This is a genomic window from Yersinia sp. 22-579, assembly GCF_030433455.1.
Lineage (GTDB): Bacteria > Pseudomonadota > Gammaproteobacteria > Enterobacterales > Enterobacteriaceae > Yersinia > Yersinia enterocolitica.
On record NZ_JAUJTZ010000007.1, the window covers coordinates 39323 to 58579 of the forward strand.

Consider the following 19257-nt stretch of genomic DNA (forward strand, 5'->3'; position numbering starts at 1 on the left):
TGCACCATACTCATAATATCCACACCAGCCAGATAGTTATCGTAGCATTATGCAATTGAATATACCGACTTGGCTTACCCTGTTTCGTGTAGTACTCATCCCATTCTTCGTTCTGGCATTCTATCTGCCATTCGTCTGGGCTCCGATGGTTTGCGCCATCATATTTGTGTTTGCAGCCGCAACCGATTGGTTCGATGGCTTTTTAGCCCGGCGCTGGAAACAGACAACCCGCTTTGGAGCTTTTCTTGATCCTGTAGCGGATAAAGTGATGGTGGCCATTGCGTTGGTCTTGGTTGCTGAACATTACCATGTTTGGTGGATTACTTTGCCAGCAGCAACAATGATTGCTCGTGAGATTATCATCTCTTCCCTCCGTGAATGGATGGCCGAAATTGGTAAACGTAGCAGTGTTGCGGTCTCATGGATTGGTAAAGTCAAAACAACCGCTCAAATGGGCTCATTAGTTGGGCTACTTTGGCGGCCAGATCATAATGTTGAACTGGCGAGTTTTGTTCTCCTCTACATTGCAGCGGTCCTGACATTTTGGTCAATGTTTCAATATTTAAACGCTGCCTGGAAAGATTTGCTCGAACCTTGATCGAAGCGCCGGAAAAAGCAGCAAACGAACGAATTAGTCTGATAATTTTATTGACTCATCGCGTCAGGTAAGTAGAATGCATCGCATCAGACGGCAGCAACGAAATGCCGAAAGATAGCAAAAGAATCAGTAAGTTCTGATGTTGCGGGAATAGCTCAGTTGGTAGAGCACGACCTTGCCAAGGTCGGGGTCGCGAGTTCGAGTCTCGTTTCCCGCTCCAAATTAGTAGGTTGGCTTCAAGCGAACCTAAGTAGTAAGGCAAAGAAAAAAGGCGCGTTGGCAGAGTGGCCATGCTACGGATTGCAAATCCGTCTACCTCGGTTCGACTCCGGGACGCGCCTCCAGTTTTCCAGAGCCCGGGTGGTGAAATCGGTAGACACAAGGGATTTAAAATCCCTCGGCTTATGGCTGTGCGGGTTCAAGTCCCGCCCCGGGCACCATGGAAAATAGTATAAGTAAAACAAAGTAGTATGAGTATGTCGTTAACCGCCGTGAGGCGGTTTTTTTGTTTCTGAGATTCGGCAAGTGGCAGCAGAGTGACTACAAAATGACTACATTGTGTCTACGGCACTTTTCTCACCTTAAAAGCTTCACCCCGCAGCAAGCACGATAAACCGCCAGTTATCCCCAACAAGATATTAATTACACAGAATTTTGATATAAAAAAACCTGCAATTCGCAGGCTTCTTTAATTACATCCACAACACGCCTTGATTCCCTTTAGGGTGGGGCGGTACAGCATTAATTATTCCCGGTTCCATTATCGTTTCAACGATAGTTTCATGGGTCTTAAAGGTTTTACCGCAATTAATATTGGTGCACTGGTGATAGCGTTCTTTCGTTTCGTCACTAAGGTAACGGCTGGATCTCGCGTGTGCTGCAAATTTACAACGTGGGCAATGCATCATATTTACCTCCGAAACTGCATATTCAGTAATTATGCTGATCTTATCACCAGTATTCGCATTTGTGAAATAAATATCAATTAGTTGAATGTGGTTACTCTAAGGCCTCATAAGTGACATCCGACAACAACACTTCGAGAGACAGTTGTGTGGTGTAACCGCTGTTACTCAAGCTGTGCTTCACCTTGCTGATTATCCAGCTCTGTTGGTCTATCACCGATTTAAAACCATTGACCGCGACAGGGGTTTCAGGAAATAAATCAGCACGGCCCATGGCTAAGGTGATAGAGAACTCAGCAACACCCCGCTGTAACTTCTCCCATTTAGACTGGGCAGCGCGCATGGCGGCTTTTTGCGTGGCATAAACCGTGGTGATAGCAAAAACGTTATCTTCTGACCCCACCAGATAATCCCCTTGTTTTTCCTCCACCGGCTTTTTCACTGCGGCGGCTTTGGTGCGGGTCGGTTTGGCTTTGGGGTGTTCCAGTGCGCGGAGCTGCTTAAACTTTGGCTTACGCTGCAACTTAACTTTTTTCGGCTTAGCCGGTTTCGGGTCTTTGGTGTGCAACCAACTGGCACTCACGCCGGTATACGCGCCCCGGTCAGCAATACTAAAGCTGTGCTGGTCGCCATCTTGCCGGGTGATCGTCATCTGCGGAATGGGTTTCCCGCTGGCAGTAACACCGCTGCCCGGCTTGATAAATAACAATCGCCCGGCTTTGACGGCAGCCACCGCGCCATTCAGTGAAGCTAACCGGGTGATAAATTTGGCGTCAGTTTCTTGGGTCTGGTCGATATGAGAAATAGCGATATCCGCCAGACCGTCAGCCAGCATCGCTTTCAGGTTGTTGCGCTCGGCCACTTGCGCCACCACTTTACCCAGCGTGGTTTCATGATAAGAGACTTCCCGCCGCGCATTGAGTGAGCCGCGAAAATCCGCACTGCGGGCGCGAATGGTCAGCGTATCCGGCGCGCCGTGGTGCTCGACCTCATCCACGGTAAAGTCCCCCTTACCTATCAGCGCCGACCCTTTCCAGCCCAAGAACACCGACAACACCGCGCCCCGTTCCGGCATGGCAAGCTGGCCGTCAGCGTCATCCAGTTCAATATCAAGCTGGTCAGCCTCAAAGCCTCGGTTATCGGTCAGACTCAGAGACAGCAGCCGGGGGCGAATATTCTGGGTGATATCTTTCGCGTTAATATTCAGCATAAAGTCTGGGGCCATGTCCGCGCCAGCCGGTAGCGACATGCCGGTCATCATGAGAATAACCCTCCGATTGCTGACTGGGCTTTATCGGCCATGGCCGTCGCCTTACCCAGTAATTGGTCAGCCTGTTGTTGCAGGTCGCCGAACATCGCTGTCAGTGACTCATCGACCCGCAACAGATTGAGGGTGAACTCAATGCGCCGGGCGCTGCCATCTGCAAAAAACAGACTGCGGGTCAGGCTCAGGCTTTCAACCACAAACATACCGTATATCATGCCGCTCCCCTCAATCAGCGGCCATGCTTTGCCTTGGTTAGCCATCACCTCTAGAGCCAGCAACGACAGGCGGCCGCCGGTCAGTTCCGGTAGTAATACCCCGGATAGCGTCATTTTTTCGCTATCGACGCCAAGAAATTGCGCCGCCGGGCGCAAGCCTACCCGGCTGTTAGTGGGCCAACGATAATCAATATTGCGCCCCATGCTTTGATAAGGGGTGGTTTGTAGCATAAAGACAAATAAACCCAGTGATAACATCATGATTAATCATTCTCCATCTGGCCGCGCTGACGGGCGCGCTTATCGCGTTCGTTCTTGGCAAGGGCATCAACCATCATTCGCTCGGCATCCTGTCGGCTCATACCCGGTGGAATCGTTATCTTGATATCGTTGGTGGTCACACTGCTATCGACAATGGTGGTGCCGGTATTGGCAGTCACCGGCTGATAACCGCCGTACAACACGCCGCCACTGGGTGAGTATCCGCCCGCGTAAGGGTTATCTTTCGGGACGTTATCGGCCAGCCCGGTAGATTTGCTGTCAATAACGCCGAGCTTTTCCAGTACCCAATCGATGCCACTGCGCAGAGTGTTCAGTGCATCCATGGGTAGACTGAGTGCTGCCGCTAACCCCTCGCCGAATAACTTGCCTGCGTTGGTCGCCACATCTAGGGTTTCCTGCGTGGCTTTCACCGGTTTAATCAGGTCAGCGAACCAGTTCGAAAGCTGTTTCACCTTGTCATTAAACCAGTTAAACACCGGTTTTAGCGGCTCAAAGGCGGCACTGATTGGCCCCATGGCAGCAGTAAAGCCCTCGGCGACGCCAGCAATAAAGGCGCTGATAGGTTCCCAGTATTTCCGGATAAGCAGGCCCCCGGCCACAATGGCCGCGACTACTGCCACTATCGGCCATGTTAGCGCCGTGAGCGCGGCGGCAATGGTTCCGGCCATCAGTGAAAAGCCAGTACTCAATAAACCGGCCCCGGCCAACAGCAGGTTAAACCCCGCCATAACCGGCCATGCAATCAACCCTAGCGCACCCAGCCCGGCAACCAGTGCCAGCGCCGCGCCAGTAACGGTGGTAATGGTGCTGACCAGCTCCGGATTTTTCTTGGCCCATGCCGCGACATTGACCAGCCAGTCGGTTGCGGTTAAGGTCAGTTTGCGCAGCGCGGAGTCTTGCTTCTCAAACACCTCAATCTCTAAGTCTTCCCATGCCGAACTCAGGTTTTTCAGGTCGCCGTCAAGGTTATCCATTCTCACCGTGGCGATAGATTGCGCGGTGCCACCCGCATTCATCAGTTTGCTTTGCTTCTCTGCCAGCTTGCCGTTACCGGCTGCGGCCACCAGTTTCACCGCGCCTTTCATCGCCTCTTCACCGAAGATCACTTTCAGGTATTCGGCTTGCTGTGCGGTGCCTAACTTGTTCTTTTTAAAAGAGCGGTCAATATCTTTGAGGATTTTCTCCACCGGCAACATATTGCCTTTGCCGTCGCGGGTGGTTATTCCCAGTTCGCGCAAGGCTTCCGGCGCTTTACCGACGGGAGCCTGTAAGCGGCTAAACACCGCACTGGTACTGGTGCCCGCCATACTGCCCTTGATACCGTTATCAGCCAGCACCCCGAGTAACGCGGTAGTGTCTTCGATGTTGGCCCCGGCGGCTTCAGCAATCGGGGCGACGTATTTCATCGCCTCGCCCAGCTCTAACAAGTTGGTGTTTGAGCTGGTAAAGCCTTTCGCCATCACGTCCGACACCCGTTTAATCTGGTCTAGCGGCAGGTTAAACGCCGACTGCATGTTGGTGACAATATCCGCTGCTTCGGCGATATCCACACCGGACGCCAGCGACAGGTTAACCGTTGGCTCAGTGGCGGCCAGAATGGCGTCAGCGTCATAGCCGGAACGGGCCAGCGTGTCTTGGGTTCGTGCGACATCTGTCGGCGAAAAGGCCGTTGATCCGCCAATGTCACGCGCCTGTTGGCGAATGGCGGCCAGCTTGGCGTCGTTTTTATTCAGCCCTAAAATCGCCTGAGTGCCGGACATCTGGCTGTCAAACTCCATACCCGGCGCAATCAGTTTTGCCGCGCCATAAAGCCCGGCGGTTGCCACACCCAAACTGGCCGCGCTGGTATTACGCACCGCACTGGTGGCAGCTTTGCCTTTCTGATAGCGGCTGCTGATACGGTTGAGTTGTTCCTGTTTCAGGCTCAGGCGTTGCAGCTCTTGGCGCTGGCGGCTCAGGGCAACCGTCGCCTCGGCGGCACTGCTGCGTAACCGGCGTTGTTCACTGCTCAGGTTTTTGGTGGCAATGCCGTCAGCGTTAAGCGCATCGCGCTGGCGCTGCACTGACTGGCGCAGCCCGTTATATTTGGTTTGCAGTTCAGACGCCGCGCGCTTGGCTCCCTCCATCAGTCGGGCTTGTTGAGCGGTGGGTTTCTCGGTGTTTTTAAAGGCGATAGCCAGCGCCGCCGCATCTTCTTTGGCTTTTTTCAGCGCCTGCCCGGTGACGGCCAGTTGGGCGCTGGCCTTACGGAAACCGTCAATCTTCGCCGCCTGCATATCAAGGGATTTGATGCTGCTTTGCGTGTTGCGAATGTCGCCAGTGAGGGATTTACTGGCGGTTTGAATGGCTTTAAAGGGGCGGGTGGCTTGGTCTACGGCTTTGAGCAATACCTGTAGCTGTAAGCTCTTACTCATGGTTTACGGCTCCACTTCTTAGCAGGGCTTTATGACGCCAGCGCACCAGCTCGGTGAGGCTCAAGGCCCAAAGCTCTGACGGCGGCCAGTGAAAAATGGCGGCAATATCCGCCATCAGGTCATCCACTTCCAGTTTCGGGTCGAGCGTTACGCCCCCTGTTTCGGCGACAAAAAACCAATCACCTTACCCGCCAGTGCCACTAAATCCGGCAATTCTAAGCGGCCACATTCGGCGGCGGTCAGTGTGGGGGTGGTGATTCGTGGCAACACGACAATCAGCGCATCGACTTCAGAGTGAGCCACATCAAACAGACGAACACCGCGCAACGTCCCGGCATTGGGGCGACGGACTTCAATTTCAGTGATTAAGGTATCCCCACGCTTTAATGGGGTGTCCAGTACCACCAGATTCTCGTTAACCTCGGTGGCGGGTTCAGTTTTAGCCGTTACTTTTTTCATGGTTTTTTCCAATTTAGTCAGGGAGGCCAGCGAGTTAACACTGGCCGTCAGGGGTTAGCGGCCAATGGCCTTGCGTTGGGCTTCCAGCAGGTCTACGCCGTTAACCATTTCAATCAGGTTAACCACGTCAATCTCCATCACTACCTTGCCGTCAATGGTCAGCTTGTAATAAGTACACTGGGTGGATACCTTTGTTTCGGTGTCTTCCCCTTGTTTGGATTCGCCGCCATCAATCTCTTTATGACGGCCACGGATTTCGACCTCTACCGCCGTCACTTCGCCAGTGTCGTCACGCTGATAAGCCCCGGCAAAACGCAGCGGAACCGCGTCAACTTTGGGGGTTCCCCATTGCTGCAACACCAGCTCGTCAATGCCGCCCATCGACCACTCCATGGAAAGCGCATCGTCATCCAGCCCCAAATCAATCGGCGCGACGCCATTCATCCCGCCGCCGCGATAGTTCTCCAGCTTCCGGGTGAGTTTCGGCAGGGTGATTGAGGAGACGATCCCCATGTAATCCCGGCCATCGTTAAACAGGTTCATCAATTTCAACTTACGTGGCAGTGCCATAAGTCAGGTTTCCTTAGCTGTTGACGGCAGCGGCAAAGTTCACCAGATATTTATCGGTGATACGCTGGCGCAGGGTTAAATCTTCCAGTGGTGGCACTGGGGTGTAGTCGTAATCGATAAACAGCTTGCCCGCTTTCAGGGTGTCTTTATCGTTGGCGCTGTCGTCATACCAGCAAGCGCCGTCAATAATCAGCCCGGCGGATTTCATTTCGCGGAATTTGGCATTAATGCTGCCAATCATGTCTTTAACCAGCGTCGGGTGCATCGGGCGGTCTATCGCCCACAACTGCGCCTCGGCCATGGTGTCCGCCAGAATTTGTGCAGTGCGGGTGTAGTTTTCGAAAGCAAACAGTGGATCATCGGAGCAGGTGCGCGAACCCCAAAACTTGAAACCGTCTTTGCGTACAAGGGTGGTAACACAGGCTTGGTTTAGCAGGTCAGCGTCAGTGCCAACGGTCTGCAAATCCCAGTAGACGCTGGCAGAGATACCGGTCACGCCATTTACGCCGACATTAGACAGGGTTTTATGCCAGCCGGTATCAGTATCAATCTTGGCGCGCAAGCCCAGTGCGCGGGCAGTGGCATAAGCAATATCGGTACTGTTGGCGGTGGTGTTCCAGCTCAAAAAATCCGGCCAAATCAACATCAGCTCACGCTGGCTGAAATTGTCACGGTACAAGATAGCCTCGGAAAGGGTTTTGCAACCGTAAGCGCTGATATAACCAAAGGCGCGCAACTGCTGGCAGATACTCGCCAGCGCGGTGGATACTTGCTGATTATCCAGCCCCGGCACACCGAGAATGCGTGGGCGAACGCCGGTGACAGATTGCGCATCTAACAACGCTTTCATACCGGTGTAGCGGCCGTTCTCGTCAGCGCCGCCGATAATATTAGACGTGGTTTCATCCTCATCTTTGCCGCTAGCCACGCGAACCACAACCGTGACCGGGCGGGCCTGTTCCGCAATCGCCAGCAATGACGCCGCCAGTGTGCCTTTTTTACCGGCTTTACCGGCAGCGGCCAGCACGTCAGTAATCAGTACCGGGGTATCAAGGGGAAAGGCTGCCGCGTCGGCATCCTCGGCGGTGCAGACCATGCCGACAATGGCGGTGGAAATAGTGGAAATGACACGCGTCCCCTCGTTGATTTCGAGAACGCGGACGCCGTGATGGTAATCACTCATAGATTAACTCTCTGTTGATTGAGGGTGAGAGTATGGTGACGGGTTACCGCACGGGGGGCATTCAATGGGTGTTTTGTGGGGGCTGGCACAACGAGAAAAACCGATAAAAATGGTCGTAACACATAGAACACAGAAACATGAGAAACCAATGGGTTTCTCATAGCATGGCTTTTATATTAGATTTCGGCGTTCCTCTGCGGGGAAGTATTTGTAAATAGTTTTAGGTGACACATCGAGAACCAAAGCCACTTGATGCAGGCTAGCACCATTTGCAAACATACGCCTGGCCCGCGCAATCACTTCAGTTGTCATTATCCTGCGGCGACCGCCTATTCGCCCCTCGGCTCTTGCAGCGGCCAAACCTGCAAGAGTGCGCTCCACTATTAATTCGCGTTCCATCTCAGCTAACGCAGACATAACATGAAAGAAAAAACGGCCCATAGCGGTACTGGTATCAATACTATCGGTCAAACTGCGAAAATGCACACCACGGTTTTTTAACTCTTCTATCAGTGCAATTAGGTGGCGAACACTGCGCCCTAATCGGTCGAGTTTCCACACAACCAATGTATCTCCCTCGGACATTGCACGCATTGCACGTTTTAAGCCCGGTCGTTCTGACGATTTCCCGCTTATTTTATCCTCAAAAATCTGTACGCAATTTGCGCTAATCAATGCATTGCGTTGTAACTCTGTATTTTGGTCACTTGTTGACACCCTGATATAGCCTATAAGCATCTTATTTCCCTCATAAAATAAGTTAAGTTTGTCGCAGGTAAGCTATAGGAAAAATGAACCAGTAAATATCTAAGTCTAAAAAACCTTGGTTTAGGCGACATCAGCACTAGGCTGCCAAAATTTATAATTTTATACCCTGATGGTACTGAATCCGCACCGGCAATAATGACTAAAAATATAAGAAAAGCCATTGCAAATCCTTTCCCCGGTAGACGAGTTGAAGCATTAGTTGAGGTTCTAATTGCAGGGCAATGGGGAGCGACGGGATGGCTTTATAACCCCAATGTGGCTGGTTTTGGTAGTGGCATTTCCGCATACCCATACGGTTCCAACTCATCAGATGATTTTATAATAATTCAATCTGGTGGGTTAGAAGTTACAACAAGTAGCTCAAGCGCAGGGAACCCGCACGGAATTAGCGCGCAAGTAACATCAGCCCCTTATCGCATAAGAATTAAAACGGTGAATTAATGAATAAATATTATGGAAAAAAAGATGATTCAACGGAGTTTTCATTTGAATCAGGGTTAGCTATTGATACCAAAGGCTGGATATTAATGTCTGGCTCGCGCCCAACACCAGAGCATATTGCTAATGAGGGCGGCGAGTGGGTACTTACTGATACTCTGCCTGAAACTATATAGATAGATAAAATATACCGGGTAATTAAGCCCGGTGTATTAATTATTTTGGCGATTCTGGCCACTCGATACTCGGCGCTTTTGATATATCAATCCGCATCAAAGCAACTCGATATTTACGCCACTCCGCAAGATCTGCTATTTCCTTTTCGCTGGCGCTGCCATCATCGACAGTATCTTGACGCCATTCAATTTCTGAATCAGCAACCGATTTTAACTGGCTCTTTTTAGCATTAACACTCTCGACTAATTCCTCGTGGGTTGGGGGGGGCAAATCGACCCATGCGGGCCTCCCTATAGCAACACCTAATATTTTTCCAATGGGGGGTAATTGTCGCCAGTAAGTGCCTAACTCTTCATCAGTAACGACAACAAGATTATTTGAAATTTCTGGAGGGTAACTTTCATCTTGAACCATATAGTCAGGAATGAACGTTATTAATGATGGACTAAATAATGCTTTCATATCAGTATCCTACTGCAAAATAATCGACAGAAATTGCAATGCGTGTTGTTGCGTTAGTCCAGCCAGATAGAGCGAAACTTGAAAGAGATTTACTGGCATATGCTGCCCATGCGCCATTGGTATAACTGTTGTTTTGTGATGGATGGATACCCAACACCTTGTTGGGGAATGGAATAGGAAATGTCACTATGGTATCGCCTGATGCTAAGGTTGTTGCGGTGCCAAATTGAACAATAAAGCCACCGGGAACATCAGGAATTCGAATATAGTCATTCGCGGTGAATGTTCTTTTGCCAAAGATACTAATTAGCCCAACCAGCGAAACCAGCTTATCCGCAGTTCCCACCTGCATTTCCGCATTAGTTGCAATGCCCTTTTTAGCCGCGTCGCCTAAACCAAGGTTTGCGAGAGTCTCAGCCAGTGCGGCTGGCCCCAGTGCTTTAATCTCAGATAACAGATTCGCAATCTGAAAATACTGGTCGTGCGGATTAGCGTCTTTGCCGTGGTCTCCCAATGCTTTCGCTGCTGCTTCGGCGACTGTTTTGACCGCTTTCGGCGTGGCGGCTAACACTTCGCTATCGCTGGTTGTGGCACTGCTTAATTTAACAAAGCCCTTTTCGGTCTTACTGGCATCCGGGTGATTGCGTGATTTCTCATGCTCGGTGAGCAGGTTGTCAGCGTACTGCTTAACCTCAATCGCTTTATCATCAGCATACTTGCGCGTAGCCAGCACCACTGACGGGTCGATTTTCAGCGTGACAGCAGCCGTGCTACTGACAATTAAAATCATCCGAATGGTTTGGGTGCGCCCGCTGCCCTCTTGCAATTGTGGCTTATAAGTTTCGGCGCAGTTGGCAATCGCAACCAAATCACCGTCTTTATCCAGCAAGCCAATCTCCCGGATCCACCACCCGCCCTCAGTCTCAGGGATAACCTGTTCAGCAATAATCTGACTGGTGTTAATCGGGTCAATGGTCAGCATGTTAAGGGCGGCGCGGCGCTGCTCATTCACCAGTTTGGTTTGTGCCGGGTTGGGGGTTGGCAGGGTTCCGCCGCCATCCCCGACCGCCATTTGGGTAATCTCTAAGCGGGTGCCGAGCGTGGTGGCGTTCGCCAGCTTGGCCGCGCCGATGTTGGTCAGTAAAGCAAAGAATCTCGCTGTCATGGGTTCACTCTCAGGTCATCGATAATGTGGATTGCGGCACTGGCGTAACCCTCGCCGGTCACGGTTATGGTTTCAGGTAAATACGGGTATACGGTCAGCTCATCACCGCTGTAACTACCGGCGGCGACATACAGCGGGCCGTTGCTGTCGAGATTGATAGACAGGCCGACTAAGTGGCGGCTGCATGGCTTGGCGTCGTCTATCAGCCGCTCAAGCTCTTGATACATTTCTTCGGTAATGCCGGTTTCCAATACGCCCACATCGAGGCGAAAGGTGCCGGGTGTTTCGTTGGTCTTCCACCACTCAATCACCTTAATGAGATAGCCGAGCGGCTCAACCACCCGACGAATTGCGCCAATGGTGCCTTTGTGTTTGTGGACGTACTGCGAGGACTTCACCACCGCGCGCTTGGTGGCTTCCGGCCATTTCTCATCCCAGCGGTCAACCGACCACGCCCACGCCAGATAAGGCAGCAGGGGTAACGGGCAAGTGTCGGCGTTCCAGAGCTGGCGAATCGGAACCGGGGTATTCTCCAGCTCGGCGCAGGCGCGCGCAGCGGCCACTTCCAGCACCGACGAACCAACAGGCAATAAACGGTCAGTCATCCGTACCCCCGACAGTGATGCTGCTACCGGTGCACCAAGCCGCTTGGGTTTTATCCAGCACCACGTCAGCCAGGGGAGCATTAATTACCACCCGCTGGACGCCCTCAACATGCAGCGCGGCATAGAGGGCTGACAGACGAATGTCGCGACCAAGGCGGCGTTGTGCGGTGACAAAGGCGGTCAGTTTCTTCTCAGCCGCAAGGCGTACCGGCTCCGCTTCCGGCCCCGGATGCAGATAGAGCACCGCGTCAATCTCATAATCTTCAATGCGGGCGGATTGCACCGTCACCCTGTCAGCTACTGGCCGCGTGTTCTCATCATTCAGCGCGGCCTCAACCACAGACAGCAGTTCGGCTGAGGCTTCGCCGTTGCCCTCACGCGATAACACCGTGACCGTGACACAGGCGGGTGTCGGGCTGATTGCCGAGGCATCGGCCACCCGCCCGTCGGCACTTTTGGCGTGATATTCATAAGCACCCGTTGGCCCGGCGACGCTCAAGCCCTCAAAGGCTTGCGGGATACGCACCCGGAAATCACTGTCAGATTCCATCACCGCGTCAATCGGCGGAATGGCGGTGGGGTCAGCCGGGATAATCACCAGCCGCTCAACGTTGTTATTTGCTCCGAGCTGGTCTAAGTCACTGCCGACGGCATAGGCCACCATCACCGCGCGCGCCGCATCATTAACGCGCTGGCGCAATATCACTTCACGGTAAGCATTTTCTTGTAGCAGCTTAACCAGTGGCTCAGATTCCAGCGACAACGTGCGGGCCACGGCGGTGCGCTGTTCTTCCGGGTAAAGAGATATCAGCGTGGCTTTGCGCTCGGCCAACAGAATTTCATAGTCCAGTTCTTCCACCACAAACGGCGGCGGTAACAGGCTCAAGTCAATGGTTGCCATAGGGTCAGCTCACAGGGATGGTTAATGAAAGCGGAGCCGCGCTATCGCTGCGGGTGCCGGTGATATCGACCACCATTTTTCCATCTATGGTGGTTTCAAAGGTGATGCCGGTCAGCTTAACTCTCGGCTCCCAGCGCAAAATCGCACTGTAACTGGCGGCCATGATTTGCAGTCTCAAGGCCGGATTTTGTGGCTGGTCAATCAGCTCCGATAGCAGCGAACCATAGGCGCGACGCATCACACGTGACCCCACCGGGGTAATCAGTATGTCTGCAATTGACTGGCTAATATGGTCAGCGTCGGTAATGGTCTGCCCGGCGTTGCGGCTCATGCCGAGATAGGTGGCAGTGGTCATTTAATCCCCTCCGTATAATCCCCGCCGCGCAACACACCGCCGTGGTCATGGTCATCAACCACCACACCATTGGATGAGAACTTGCCGCCGGAATGGTCAATATTGCCGCTCATCTTGCCGCCTTTCTTCACATTCAACGTGCCGGTAGTCAGGTTGTGGGTGCATTCCACTTCGGGTGTATCCAGCAGGATTTTGACCAAGGCAGCACAGGTGATAGTGGGGGCAGTGGCATTTATCGATTCACTGGCATTGATAACCGCCGTTTTGATGCCATCAGCCTGCAACTCGCCGCTCTCAGGTTCATAGTGCAACGTGGCACCGTCAGGAAAGGCGATATACAGGCCATCCGCCGAGGCCGACGGCGGCGGGAAGTCATCAGAGAAAATGCCCGGCAGCACAAAGGCGGTATCCAGCTCACCACCGAGGGACAATATCAACACCTGTTCACCCTCGGACGGTGCCCACCATGATCGCGATTGACCGGCGCGCAGCGTCAGCCAGTTTAACCAGCCGGTGGTATTGTCCCCCGTCGCCACACGGCACAGGGCTTGGTCGAGATCGACCTCGGTCACCGTACCAATACGGATAAGGTTGCGCAGCAGGCGCAGAATTTCAGTGATTTGGGTTTGTGTGTTCATACAGAAAGGATGCCGCCCAACAGGTCAGACGGCAATTTGATGATGCATGCCTGTGCATGGCACAACAATTTGATTATAGTGACTTATAAAGATAAAAATTGGATGCTATATGTATGAAACCCATGACTCACAGAGTTACTCCTGAACTTAAACGGCTTCATCACAAATATCATGATTACTGTATGATTTGTAATTATGAGTTTAAACATCTGGATACAACCCACTTAGGGTATGGAGAGAATAATGAACCACTATACTGCTGTGACAATTGCGCAAATAAGATAAAAGAAATAGCTGTTAGATATTCATACTCCAAACGACCATTTATTATCCCACCAGATAATTCATGTTTATGGCGATATATGGATTTTACAAAATACGTGAGTATTCTTTCTAATAAATGTCTGTATTTTGCAAGTGCTGATTCTTTTCAAGATGTATTTGAGGGGGCTAAGGGATTAAGAAACAGAAAAGGTGAATGGGATTCTTATTATTTGGATTTTTTCAGAGATGCTATTAAAAGCGCTCCAAATGGGCATGGACTAAATAAAAGTCAATCTGATATTGATGAAGAAGCTAAAAGGTTACTATTTGAATGTGAGGCTATAGGTATTAAAGATAGAAAAGTTAGTTACATTAGTTGCTGGCATGAAAACAATCACGAATCAGAGGCTATGTGGAAACTATATTCTAACTATATGGAAAATGCAGTGGCAATAAAGACAAGTTATAAAAGTCTCCGTGATGCAATGCATGATGACTTAGGTATTCAAATTGGAAGAGTAGAGTACGTGGATTTTTCAAAAGAATTTTCAGGGGTTAATGGTGCCTTATGGAGAAAAAGGAAGTCATTTGAACATGAAAAAGAAGTTAGGGCTATAACTAAAGACTTTAAATGTAATAGCAAGGGTAAAAATATTGAATGTGACTTGTCAATTTTAATTGAGTCTGTATATATATCACCATTAGCCCCAAGTTGGTTTCTTCAATTAGTGAATGATGTTAATTCTCGTTTTGGTCTAGATATTAAAGTCAGCTCATCAAATTTAACCGATGAGCCATTTTATTAGGGTAATTTAGCCTCAATTGCTTGAATTATTGTCTCCTCAATAATTTTCACATCAATAAGGCTAAACCCCAGCAACGGCCTTTCATCATACTGCACATCTTTGCTGTGCACGTTCGGGCGATCACGCAGGCCAAAATGATGCACCCGCGCCATGCGTTCCACGCGCCCGGCAAACTCGACCACCGCCCCATCAGGGCTGCTGTTAGCTTTCATATAGCGCGCGGTGCGTAACTTGGCGAACATTTCACGCTTAATGCGGCCCTTGGGTTTACGCAGCGGTTGAGATTTACGAGCAGCATACGGAGTGCCGTCTGGCGCTTGCTGGCGTTTAATCCGTTGCTGTTGGCTGGCGCGCAGGCGTTTGGCAATAGTGACCGCCAGTGCCTTGCGCGCTTTGGGTGTCAGACTGGCAATCAGGCCGGTCAGTGCATCGTCAAAGGGTTTCAACTCATTCATTGGATCACTTCGCCATTAAAGTAGATGGCTGTTGGTCGTGTTGGCGCGCCCGGCCAAGTCGGCTCCAGCGCATGGTTAACATGCAGTGCGCCGTCTACCTCTTTTACAATAGCCCGCTCAGTCAGTTGCAAGTCGATACGGATATCACTCAGCACATCGCTAATGACATCAACCTTATGAATAAAACCGGTGCGGCGCTTTTCCTCCGTCGCCATGATGTCCGGTTGATGTTCCCGCAGCCATGCCAGTATCGGCACAAAGAGATAATCAACATCACTGGGAAAATCCTCAATAAACAGCGTCAGCGTATATTGATTTTCAAAAGACAGCGACGGGGCCAGTGTTGAGACAATTCGCCCGCCATCAACAAACATTTTCAGCCGCTCCGGGTTAGTCTGGAACAGTTGCAGACTGTCGGTTAAGGCTTGGCGTAACAGTTTGGGTTTTAACATGGTGTTGTTCCTGACACTGTTTAACAGCTTCCACTTGCAGCCCACAGGCCACCAGTGCGGTTTCTAACTGGCGGATATCGGCACTTAAATCACCGTTAACCGCCGGGTTGCTGCCCGGTAGCGGGCAACTGTTCACTGTCGGACAGCCAACGTAAATAATCGTTGGGGTTGGCGAACGTGGGGCGCTGGTGCAGCCGGATAACGTCAGCAGGCAAAGCAGTAGCGAACCAATCACGCAAGACTTTATTTTCATTGAGTAACCTTTGAATTCTCTGTTCACGGGATAATGACAAGGTGCTGGCATGGCCCAGTGATTGCCGTAATGCCCGCTCATTGTCTGCCTGTTGCCGGGCCTCATCTTGCAGGCGGGTGATCGCATTGTCCCGGCTCTCAATTCCGGCGGATAAGGTGCCAATAATCCGGTTGGCACTGTCGATATCGTGGCTCAGGCGGTTGGCATACCATCCCAGCGCAACCAGTAACGCGACTATCACCATCATGACTATGCGCATATCAGACCCCGCTCAGGCAGTGTGTTTGCTCGGTGGTGCGGCGACGCTCTAACCCTTTGGTTTTCACGCCATTGACATAGACCCAGCGCGGCAACTGATTGCAGGCGCTGCGCCAGTCGCCCTTGTTGACAAAAAAGGCCAGCGTCGAGCGGCAGGCCGCACCGGTGCCGACGTTAAAGGCAAACGACACTACCGCGTCATACACCGGTTGCGGCATAACAAGCGGCATACACACCGCTATTGCCCGCTCAACCCGCTGCACGTCAGCCACCAGATTGACCGCCACCTGTCGCTCACTGATAACACTGCCCGGCTTAACGCCAGCCGTGTGACCGATGCCATTTGTCCAGACGTTGGCGCTGCATTGGTAGGCGTTGAGCTGGCAGCCCTCATAATCGGCAATCAGTTTTAGCCCGGTGGCCGATGTTTTTAAGGTTTGGTAGTTTGGCAAGGTGGCGGCCAGTGCCAGAATGACCCCGACCAGACAGCGCTTAACGATTGAGTTCATCGAACACCTCCCGCCTGATAACCACTTCTTTCAGCAAGAAATAGCTCTTGCGCCGGTAGTACCAGTTGATAAGACAGGTGGCAGCAGCGGCCACCGCCGCGACATAAAACGCGATATCTTGCGGACTCAGTGCGCCAATAAACGCCAACAGCAGCGCAAAAACATAGGCTACCGCAGAGCTGAATTTCTCCATTTTCAATCCCATAATTGAACGGTTTCACGTTGGGCCGCCGGGGCCATGTCGGGCAACTGCACCGGATAGCCATGGGGCAGAATGGCCCCCAGTTCCGACAGCCCCGGATTCGCGTCATAGACTTGCTCAACCACCTCTTGTGTGCGGCCGTAATAGCGCCAGCACAGTGCGTCGAGCGTGTCGCCTTGCAACGCGTAAACCCGCATCAGATAAGGCCAATAATGTTGTGCGGCTTACCGGCAATGTTGCGAATGCTAATTCGCGCGTCACGCCACAACTCATCAACGGTACTTTCAATGGCCTCAGCACGTTTATCACCGCGCGCACTGGCGTCATAACTGCGATAACGCTCGGCCAGCAGTGCGGCAGTAATGGCACAGACCGCCCGCTGGTATTCGGCCAACTGGATGCTTTCGCCGTCCAGTAGCTCGGCCTGCACCTCGGCCAGTGTTTTAAAGCCTGCCGCCATCTGGTCACGGCGGTACTCGTACAGTTCAGCGTTAACCTCGGCAATAGCGCCTTTGATGGTGAAGCGCAGTCGCTCGGCGGTGACGGTTCCCTCAAGGCGCAACAGCTCGCGCAGTTTTATCGGGTCAACCGCAGGCCAGAAAAAGGTATTTTCAATCACCGGTTCGGCCGTTTTGTCAGGCCGTGGCGCGGGGATAACAACAGTGGTCATGGCAACCTCAATATCAGAATGGGTGGGCGGTGGACGACGGCGTTAACAAGGTAAACCCTGTTGCGGCCATCGTGCCGCCCGGCTCGGGGAGCGTTCGGTTTAGCGGCTGGCGGCGTTCTTTAACTTCACGGCCAGCCGCTCAATGTCTTTTTTGACGCCACAACCGGTATGCAGTTGGAGTGCACGGTGAAGATGGGACAGGGCCAACTCGCCCCGACCACTGTCACGCAGCACATAGCCGGTGATTTTGTGCAGTTTGGCGCGCACTTGGTCGGGCATGTCTTCATCTTCCATCAGCTCAATGGTTTGCAGCAGAGGCTCAATATCAATCGGCTTACCGGTGGCATAGGCGCGCGCCGCAGCGTCCGCGACTTCCTCGGCAATCAGGTAAGCGGTCGAGCGGGTAAAACGGTCAGTTGGCACTAGCTGATAACGCAGTGCATAACGGGCGATATCCAGTGCGCCGGGGATATCCCCGGCATCCAGCCGCCAAATCATGATGGTCATTACAATGGCGTCCTGCGCACCGTTCCCCTCACTCAACACGCCAGAGATCCACGGCATGTACTCCGGCAATAACTGCCGCTTTAGCTCGGCTTTGCGCTCGTTTGAACGTACCTGTTTCAGCTTGCGCTTATCTTCATTGAGCTTGAGCAACATCAGCTCGTAGCCGGTGGCATGGCGCAGCGGGTTATCCCGCAGTTGTGAGGCAGCAATAGCCGACTGCCTCAGAAAGTGGCGGCGCGCAGGACTGGTCATGGCTTATTTCCCCTCGTCAGTAGCGGTTGGTGCAGAGACAGCTTTCACTACGTCAACCAATGCATCAGTGAGGCGATTAATGTCGGATTTGTCCGCTTTTTCGGTGTCCTCTTTTTTCGGCAGCGGTAAAATCTCAATATTTTCCACCAGACAACCCCCGGCGTAATCTTCCACTACATAATCCTCTTTAATGGATTCGTAGTTTTCGATACGGTCACGCTTGGCGACTTCATCAATATGACGACGGTGCGAGTCTTCCAGCCAGTAGATAGAGAGGTTATCGAGACGGGTGATCATGAATGCATTTGCCGGGAAATAGGGCGCACTGACCGCGGGTAAGTTACCGATACGTTTCTGGCTGATAATCATGTCAGCAGCAAGGGATTCACTGTTTTCCTGCGCTCGGTTGACCAACGGGAAATATTTATCCTGCATCAGGTTACGCCCTGTCAGGACAACAAGGCCGGGGTCTTCCTGATACCATTCGGCAATCATGGTATTAGCCGCATCCATCACCAACGCATCCAAGTTGACGTAATCACCGCCCTCACCAACACGAATTTTGTCTGACACTAATTCGCCATTTTCCCCGACGACTTTATTCATCACTCGGGCCGGGGCGTTATTGCGGTATTTTTGCAACCAGCCCACCGCAAGGTCTTCCAACATGGGGAACTGCAAACGATTGGATGTCTTGGCGCGGTGGGTGCCGTTGAAACCCGCCATAATGCGGTCTAGTGCCTGACGCTTGATAATGGCGTCACGCAAACGGGTCTGGAAGTCCAGATAACGCGCCCACATATCGAGGGTGCTATAGCGAATGTGGAAGTCGTAGTTCACCTGTTCACAGAAATACTTCTCACTGTCCAGTGAGGCAAACTCGGCTGTTTCACGCTCGTCGCCGCCATCAGTATCGGTGGTGCTGGCAACCGAACCATTGACGCCGAGACCGACTTTTTCAGCGGTCAGCTCGGCGACTGGCACAATGTTGATGCTGCTTAGGAAATCTGAGGACTCTTGAACGCGGGTCATGATGGTTTGCGTCACGGAGGGTTCGACGCTGAATTTTTTATTCAGGTCGCCGGTTTCTACCCCGTTCAGCTCGGCTTGACGGGTTAGGTAGGCATTAAATTTAAAACGGGTTGCTGGGCGCATAATAATCCTGATTCAGTTAAATAATATGGGTGAAATAACCAGTGGGCCGCACAACGGGCGGCCAGTGACCCC

29 protein-coding genes and 3 tRNA genes are annotated in these 19257 nt (G+C 52.0%); 7 read left to right on the forward strand and 25 right to left on the reverse strand.

Features of this window, described 5'->3' with window-relative positions; all coding sequences use genetic code 11:
• Positions 1 to 49 precede the first annotated feature (49 nt).
• From pgsA to QSV56_RS10020, 4 genes are all read left to right on the forward strand, one after another.
• Complete coding sequence (gene pgsA, locus QSV56_RS10005) at positions 50 to 598, forward strand: CDP-diacylglycerol--glycerol-3-phosphate 3-phosphatidyltransferase (protein WP_019080796.1); 549 nt, start codon at positions 50 to 52, stop codon at positions 596 to 598.
• Positions 599 to 742: 144 nt separating this feature from the next.
• A tRNA-Gly gene (locus tag QSV56_RS10010) sits at positions 743 to 818 on the forward strand.
• A gap of 50 nt (positions 819 to 868) precedes the next feature.
• Positions 869 to 942: transfer RNA gene (locus QSV56_RS10015), tRNA-Cys, on the forward strand.
• Between the two features lie 10 nt (positions 943 to 952).
• A tRNA-Leu gene (locus QSV56_RS10020) sits at positions 953 to 1038 on the forward strand.
• 252 nt (positions 1039 to 1290) lie between these two features.
• Here the strand turns inward: QSV56_RS10020 and QSV56_RS10025 are convergent.
• The 9 genes from QSV56_RS10025 to QSV56_RS10065 all read right to left on the reverse strand — a co-directional run bounded on the left by QSV56_RS10025 (position 1291) and on the right by QSV56_RS10065 (position 8631).
• Positions 1291 to 1506, reverse strand: a complete 216-nt coding sequence (locus QSV56_RS10025; protein ID WP_014609037.1) for a DNA-binding transcriptional regulator — start codon at positions 1504 to 1506, stop codon at positions 1291 to 1293.
• A gap of 91 nt (positions 1507 to 1597) precedes the next feature.
• The gene (locus QSV56_RS10030; RefSeq protein WP_301212201.1) at positions 1598 to 2764 is read right to left on the reverse strand and encodes a phage late control D family protein; all 1167 of its coding nucleotides are present in this window, start codon (positions 2762 to 2764) and stop codon (positions 1598 to 1600) included.
• Positions 2761 to 3246 carry a phage tail protein gene (locus QSV56_RS10035; RefSeq protein ID WP_046695148.1) on the reverse strand — a complete coding sequence of 162 codons (486 nt, stop codon included), beginning with the start codon at positions 3244 to 3246 and terminating at the stop codon, positions 2761 to 2763. Before QSV56_RS10035 ends, QSV56_RS10030 begins: the two co-directional genes overlap by 4 nt.
• Before the next feature lie 2 nt (positions 3247 to 3248).
• Positions 3249 to 5681, reverse strand: a complete 2433-nt coding sequence (locus tag QSV56_RS10040; protein WP_301212204.1) for a phage tail tape measure protein — start codon at positions 5679 to 5681, stop codon at positions 3249 to 3251.
• Positions 5674 to 5796: a GpE family phage tail protein gene (locus QSV56_RS10045; protein WP_004875948.1), complete on the reverse strand. Its 123-nt coding sequence runs from the start codon at positions 5794 to 5796 to the stop codon at positions 5674 to 5676. Before QSV56_RS10045 ends, QSV56_RS10040 begins: the two co-directional genes overlap by 8 nt.
• A gap of 32 nt (positions 5797 to 5828) precedes the next feature.
• Positions 5829 to 6140, reverse strand: coding sequence for a phage tail assembly protein (locus QSV56_RS10050; RefSeq protein WP_061111841.1), 312 nt, complete (start codon positions 6138 to 6140; stop codon positions 5829 to 5831).
• A gap of 54 nt (positions 6141 to 6194) precedes the next feature.
• Complete coding sequence (locus QSV56_RS10055; RefSeq protein WP_049598849.1) at positions 6195 to 6710, reverse strand: phage major tail tube protein; 516 nt, start codon at positions 6708 to 6710, stop codon at positions 6195 to 6197.
• Between the two features lie 13 nt (positions 6711 to 6723).
• Positions 6724 to 7893, reverse strand: a complete 1170-nt coding sequence (locus QSV56_RS10060; protein ID WP_061111840.1) for a phage tail sheath protein — start codon at positions 7891 to 7893, stop codon at positions 6724 to 6726.
• A 171-nt stretch (positions 7894 to 8064) separates the two neighbouring features.
• Positions 8065 to 8631: a recombinase family protein gene (locus tag QSV56_RS10065; protein WP_050158842.1), complete on the reverse strand. Its 567-nt coding sequence runs from the start codon at positions 8629 to 8631 to the stop codon at positions 8065 to 8067.
• 165 nt (positions 8632 to 8796) lie between these two features.
• On the opposite strand from QSV56_RS10065, the gene QSV56_RS10070 reads away from it, so the two are divergent.
• Together QSV56_RS10070 and QSV56_RS10075 are read left to right on the forward strand one after the other, a co-directional pair.
• Entirely contained in the window at positions 8797 to 9102 is a 306-nt protein-coding gene (locus tag QSV56_RS10070) for a hypothetical protein (RefSeq protein ID WP_154236197.1), read from the forward strand.
• A complete protein-coding gene (locus tag QSV56_RS10075; protein WP_154236196.1) occupies positions 9102 to 9275 on the forward strand; it encodes a hypothetical protein in 174 nt (57 codons plus the stop codon). Before QSV56_RS10070 ends, QSV56_RS10075 begins: the two co-directional genes overlap by 1 nt.
• Before the next feature lie 40 nt (positions 9276 to 9315).
• Here the strand turns inward: QSV56_RS10075 and QSV56_RS10080 are convergent, their stop codons facing one another.
• Genes QSV56_RS10080 through QSV56_RS10105 form a run of 6 tightly spaced genes read right to left on the reverse strand, consistent with a single transcriptional unit; the run spans position 9316 to position 13402 of the window.
• Positions 9316 to 9738, reverse strand: coding sequence for a tail assembly chaperone (locus QSV56_RS10080; protein ID WP_050153005.1), 423 nt, complete (start codon positions 9736 to 9738; stop codon positions 9316 to 9318).
• Position 9739: 1 nt separating this feature from the next.
• Positions 9740 to 10903 (reverse strand): phage tail protein, encoded by a 1164-nt coding sequence (locus QSV56_RS10085; RefSeq protein WP_061111939.1) that lies wholly within the window; start codon positions 10901 to 10903, stop codon positions 9740 to 9742.
• Positions 10900 to 11508: a phage tail protein I gene (locus tag QSV56_RS10090; RefSeq protein ID WP_061111938.1), complete on the reverse strand. Its 609-nt coding sequence runs from the start codon at positions 11506 to 11508 to the stop codon at positions 10900 to 10902. The genes QSV56_RS10085 and QSV56_RS10090 overlap by 4 nt, the downstream gene beginning before the upstream one ends.
• Positions 11501 to 12409: a baseplate J/gp47 family protein gene (locus QSV56_RS10095; RefSeq protein ID WP_061111937.1), complete on the reverse strand. Its 909-nt coding sequence runs from the start codon at positions 12407 to 12409 to the stop codon at positions 11501 to 11503. Before QSV56_RS10095 ends, QSV56_RS10090 begins: the two co-directional genes overlap by 8 nt.
• A gap of 4 nt (positions 12410 to 12413) precedes the next feature.
• A complete protein-coding gene (locus QSV56_RS10100) occupies positions 12414 to 12764 on the reverse strand; it encodes a GPW/gp25 family protein (protein ID WP_061111936.1) in 351 nt (116 codons plus the stop codon).
• On the reverse strand, positions 12761 to 13402 hold the full coding sequence (locus QSV56_RS10105) for a phage baseplate assembly protein V (protein WP_061111933.1): 642 nt from the start codon (positions 13400 to 13402) through the stop codon (positions 12761 to 12763). The genes QSV56_RS10100 and QSV56_RS10105 overlap by 4 nt, the downstream gene beginning before the upstream one ends.
• A gap of 113 nt (positions 13403 to 13515) precedes the next feature.
• Here QSV56_RS10105 and QSV56_RS10110 point away from each other — a divergent pair, with 113 nt between their 5' ends.
• A complete protein-coding gene (locus QSV56_RS10110; RefSeq protein WP_203226690.1) occupies positions 13516 to 14472 on the forward strand; it encodes a hypothetical protein in 957 nt (318 codons plus the stop codon).
• Here the strand turns inward: QSV56_RS10110 and QSV56_RS10115 are convergent.
• From QSV56_RS10115 to QSV56_RS10160, 10 genes are all read right to left on the reverse strand, one after another.
• Positions 14469 to 14927: a phage virion morphogenesis protein gene (locus tag QSV56_RS10115; RefSeq protein WP_061111922.1), complete on the reverse strand. Its 459-nt coding sequence runs from the start codon at positions 14925 to 14927 to the stop codon at positions 14469 to 14471. The two genes, QSV56_RS10110 and QSV56_RS10115, sit on opposite strands and share 4 nt — an antisense overlap.
• Positions 14924 to 15379, reverse strand: coding sequence for a phage tail protein (locus QSV56_RS10120; protein WP_014609022.1), 456 nt, complete (start codon positions 15377 to 15379; stop codon positions 14924 to 14926). The genes QSV56_RS10115 and QSV56_RS10120 overlap by 4 nt, the downstream gene beginning before the upstream one ends.
• Positions 15318 to 15590, reverse strand: coding sequence for an Rz1-like lysis system protein LysC (gene lysC, locus QSV56_RS10125; RefSeq protein WP_261374785.1), 273 nt, complete (start codon positions 15588 to 15590; stop codon positions 15318 to 15320). Before lysC ends, QSV56_RS10120 begins: the two co-directional genes overlap by 62 nt.
• A complete protein-coding gene (lysB, locus tag QSV56_RS10130; protein ID WP_046695135.1) occupies positions 15475 to 15891 on the reverse strand; it encodes an Rz-like lysis system protein LysB in 417 nt (138 codons plus the stop codon). Before lysB ends, lysC begins: the two co-directional genes overlap by 116 nt.
• A gap of 1 nt (position 15892) precedes the next feature.
• Positions 15893 to 16399, reverse strand: coding sequence for a lysozyme (locus QSV56_RS10135; protein WP_046695134.1), 507 nt, complete (start codon positions 16397 to 16399; stop codon positions 15893 to 15895).
• The gene (locus QSV56_RS10140; RefSeq protein ID WP_005163750.1) at positions 16383 to 16592 is read right to left on the reverse strand and encodes an HP1 family phage holin; all 210 of its coding nucleotides are present in this window, start codon (positions 16590 to 16592) and stop codon (positions 16383 to 16385) included. The genes QSV56_RS10135 and QSV56_RS10140 overlap by 17 nt, the downstream gene beginning before the upstream one ends.
• Positions 16593 to 16594: 2 nt before the next feature.
• On the reverse strand, positions 16595 to 16798 hold the full coding sequence (locus QSV56_RS10145) for a tail protein X (protein WP_061111920.1): 204 nt from the start codon (positions 16796 to 16798) through the stop codon (positions 16595 to 16597).
• The gene (locus QSV56_RS10150; RefSeq protein ID WP_061111919.1) at positions 16798 to 17271 is read right to left on the reverse strand and encodes a head completion/stabilization protein; all 474 of its coding nucleotides are present in this window, start codon (positions 17269 to 17271) and stop codon (positions 16798 to 16800) included. Before QSV56_RS10150 ends, QSV56_RS10145 begins: the two co-directional genes overlap by 1 nt.
• A 99-nt stretch (positions 17272 to 17370) precedes the next feature.
• Positions 17371 to 18030 carry a terminase endonuclease subunit gene (locus QSV56_RS10155; RefSeq protein WP_049679437.1) on the reverse strand — a complete coding sequence of 220 codons (660 nt, stop codon included), beginning with the start codon at positions 18028 to 18030 and terminating at the stop codon, positions 17371 to 17373.
• A gap of 3 nt (positions 18031 to 18033) precedes the next feature.
• Positions 18034 to 19185 (reverse strand): phage major capsid protein, P2 family, encoded by a 1152-nt coding sequence (locus QSV56_RS10160; protein ID WP_061111918.1) that lies wholly within the window; start codon positions 19183 to 19185, stop codon positions 18034 to 18036.
• Positions 19186 to 19257 lie beyond the last annotated feature (72 nt).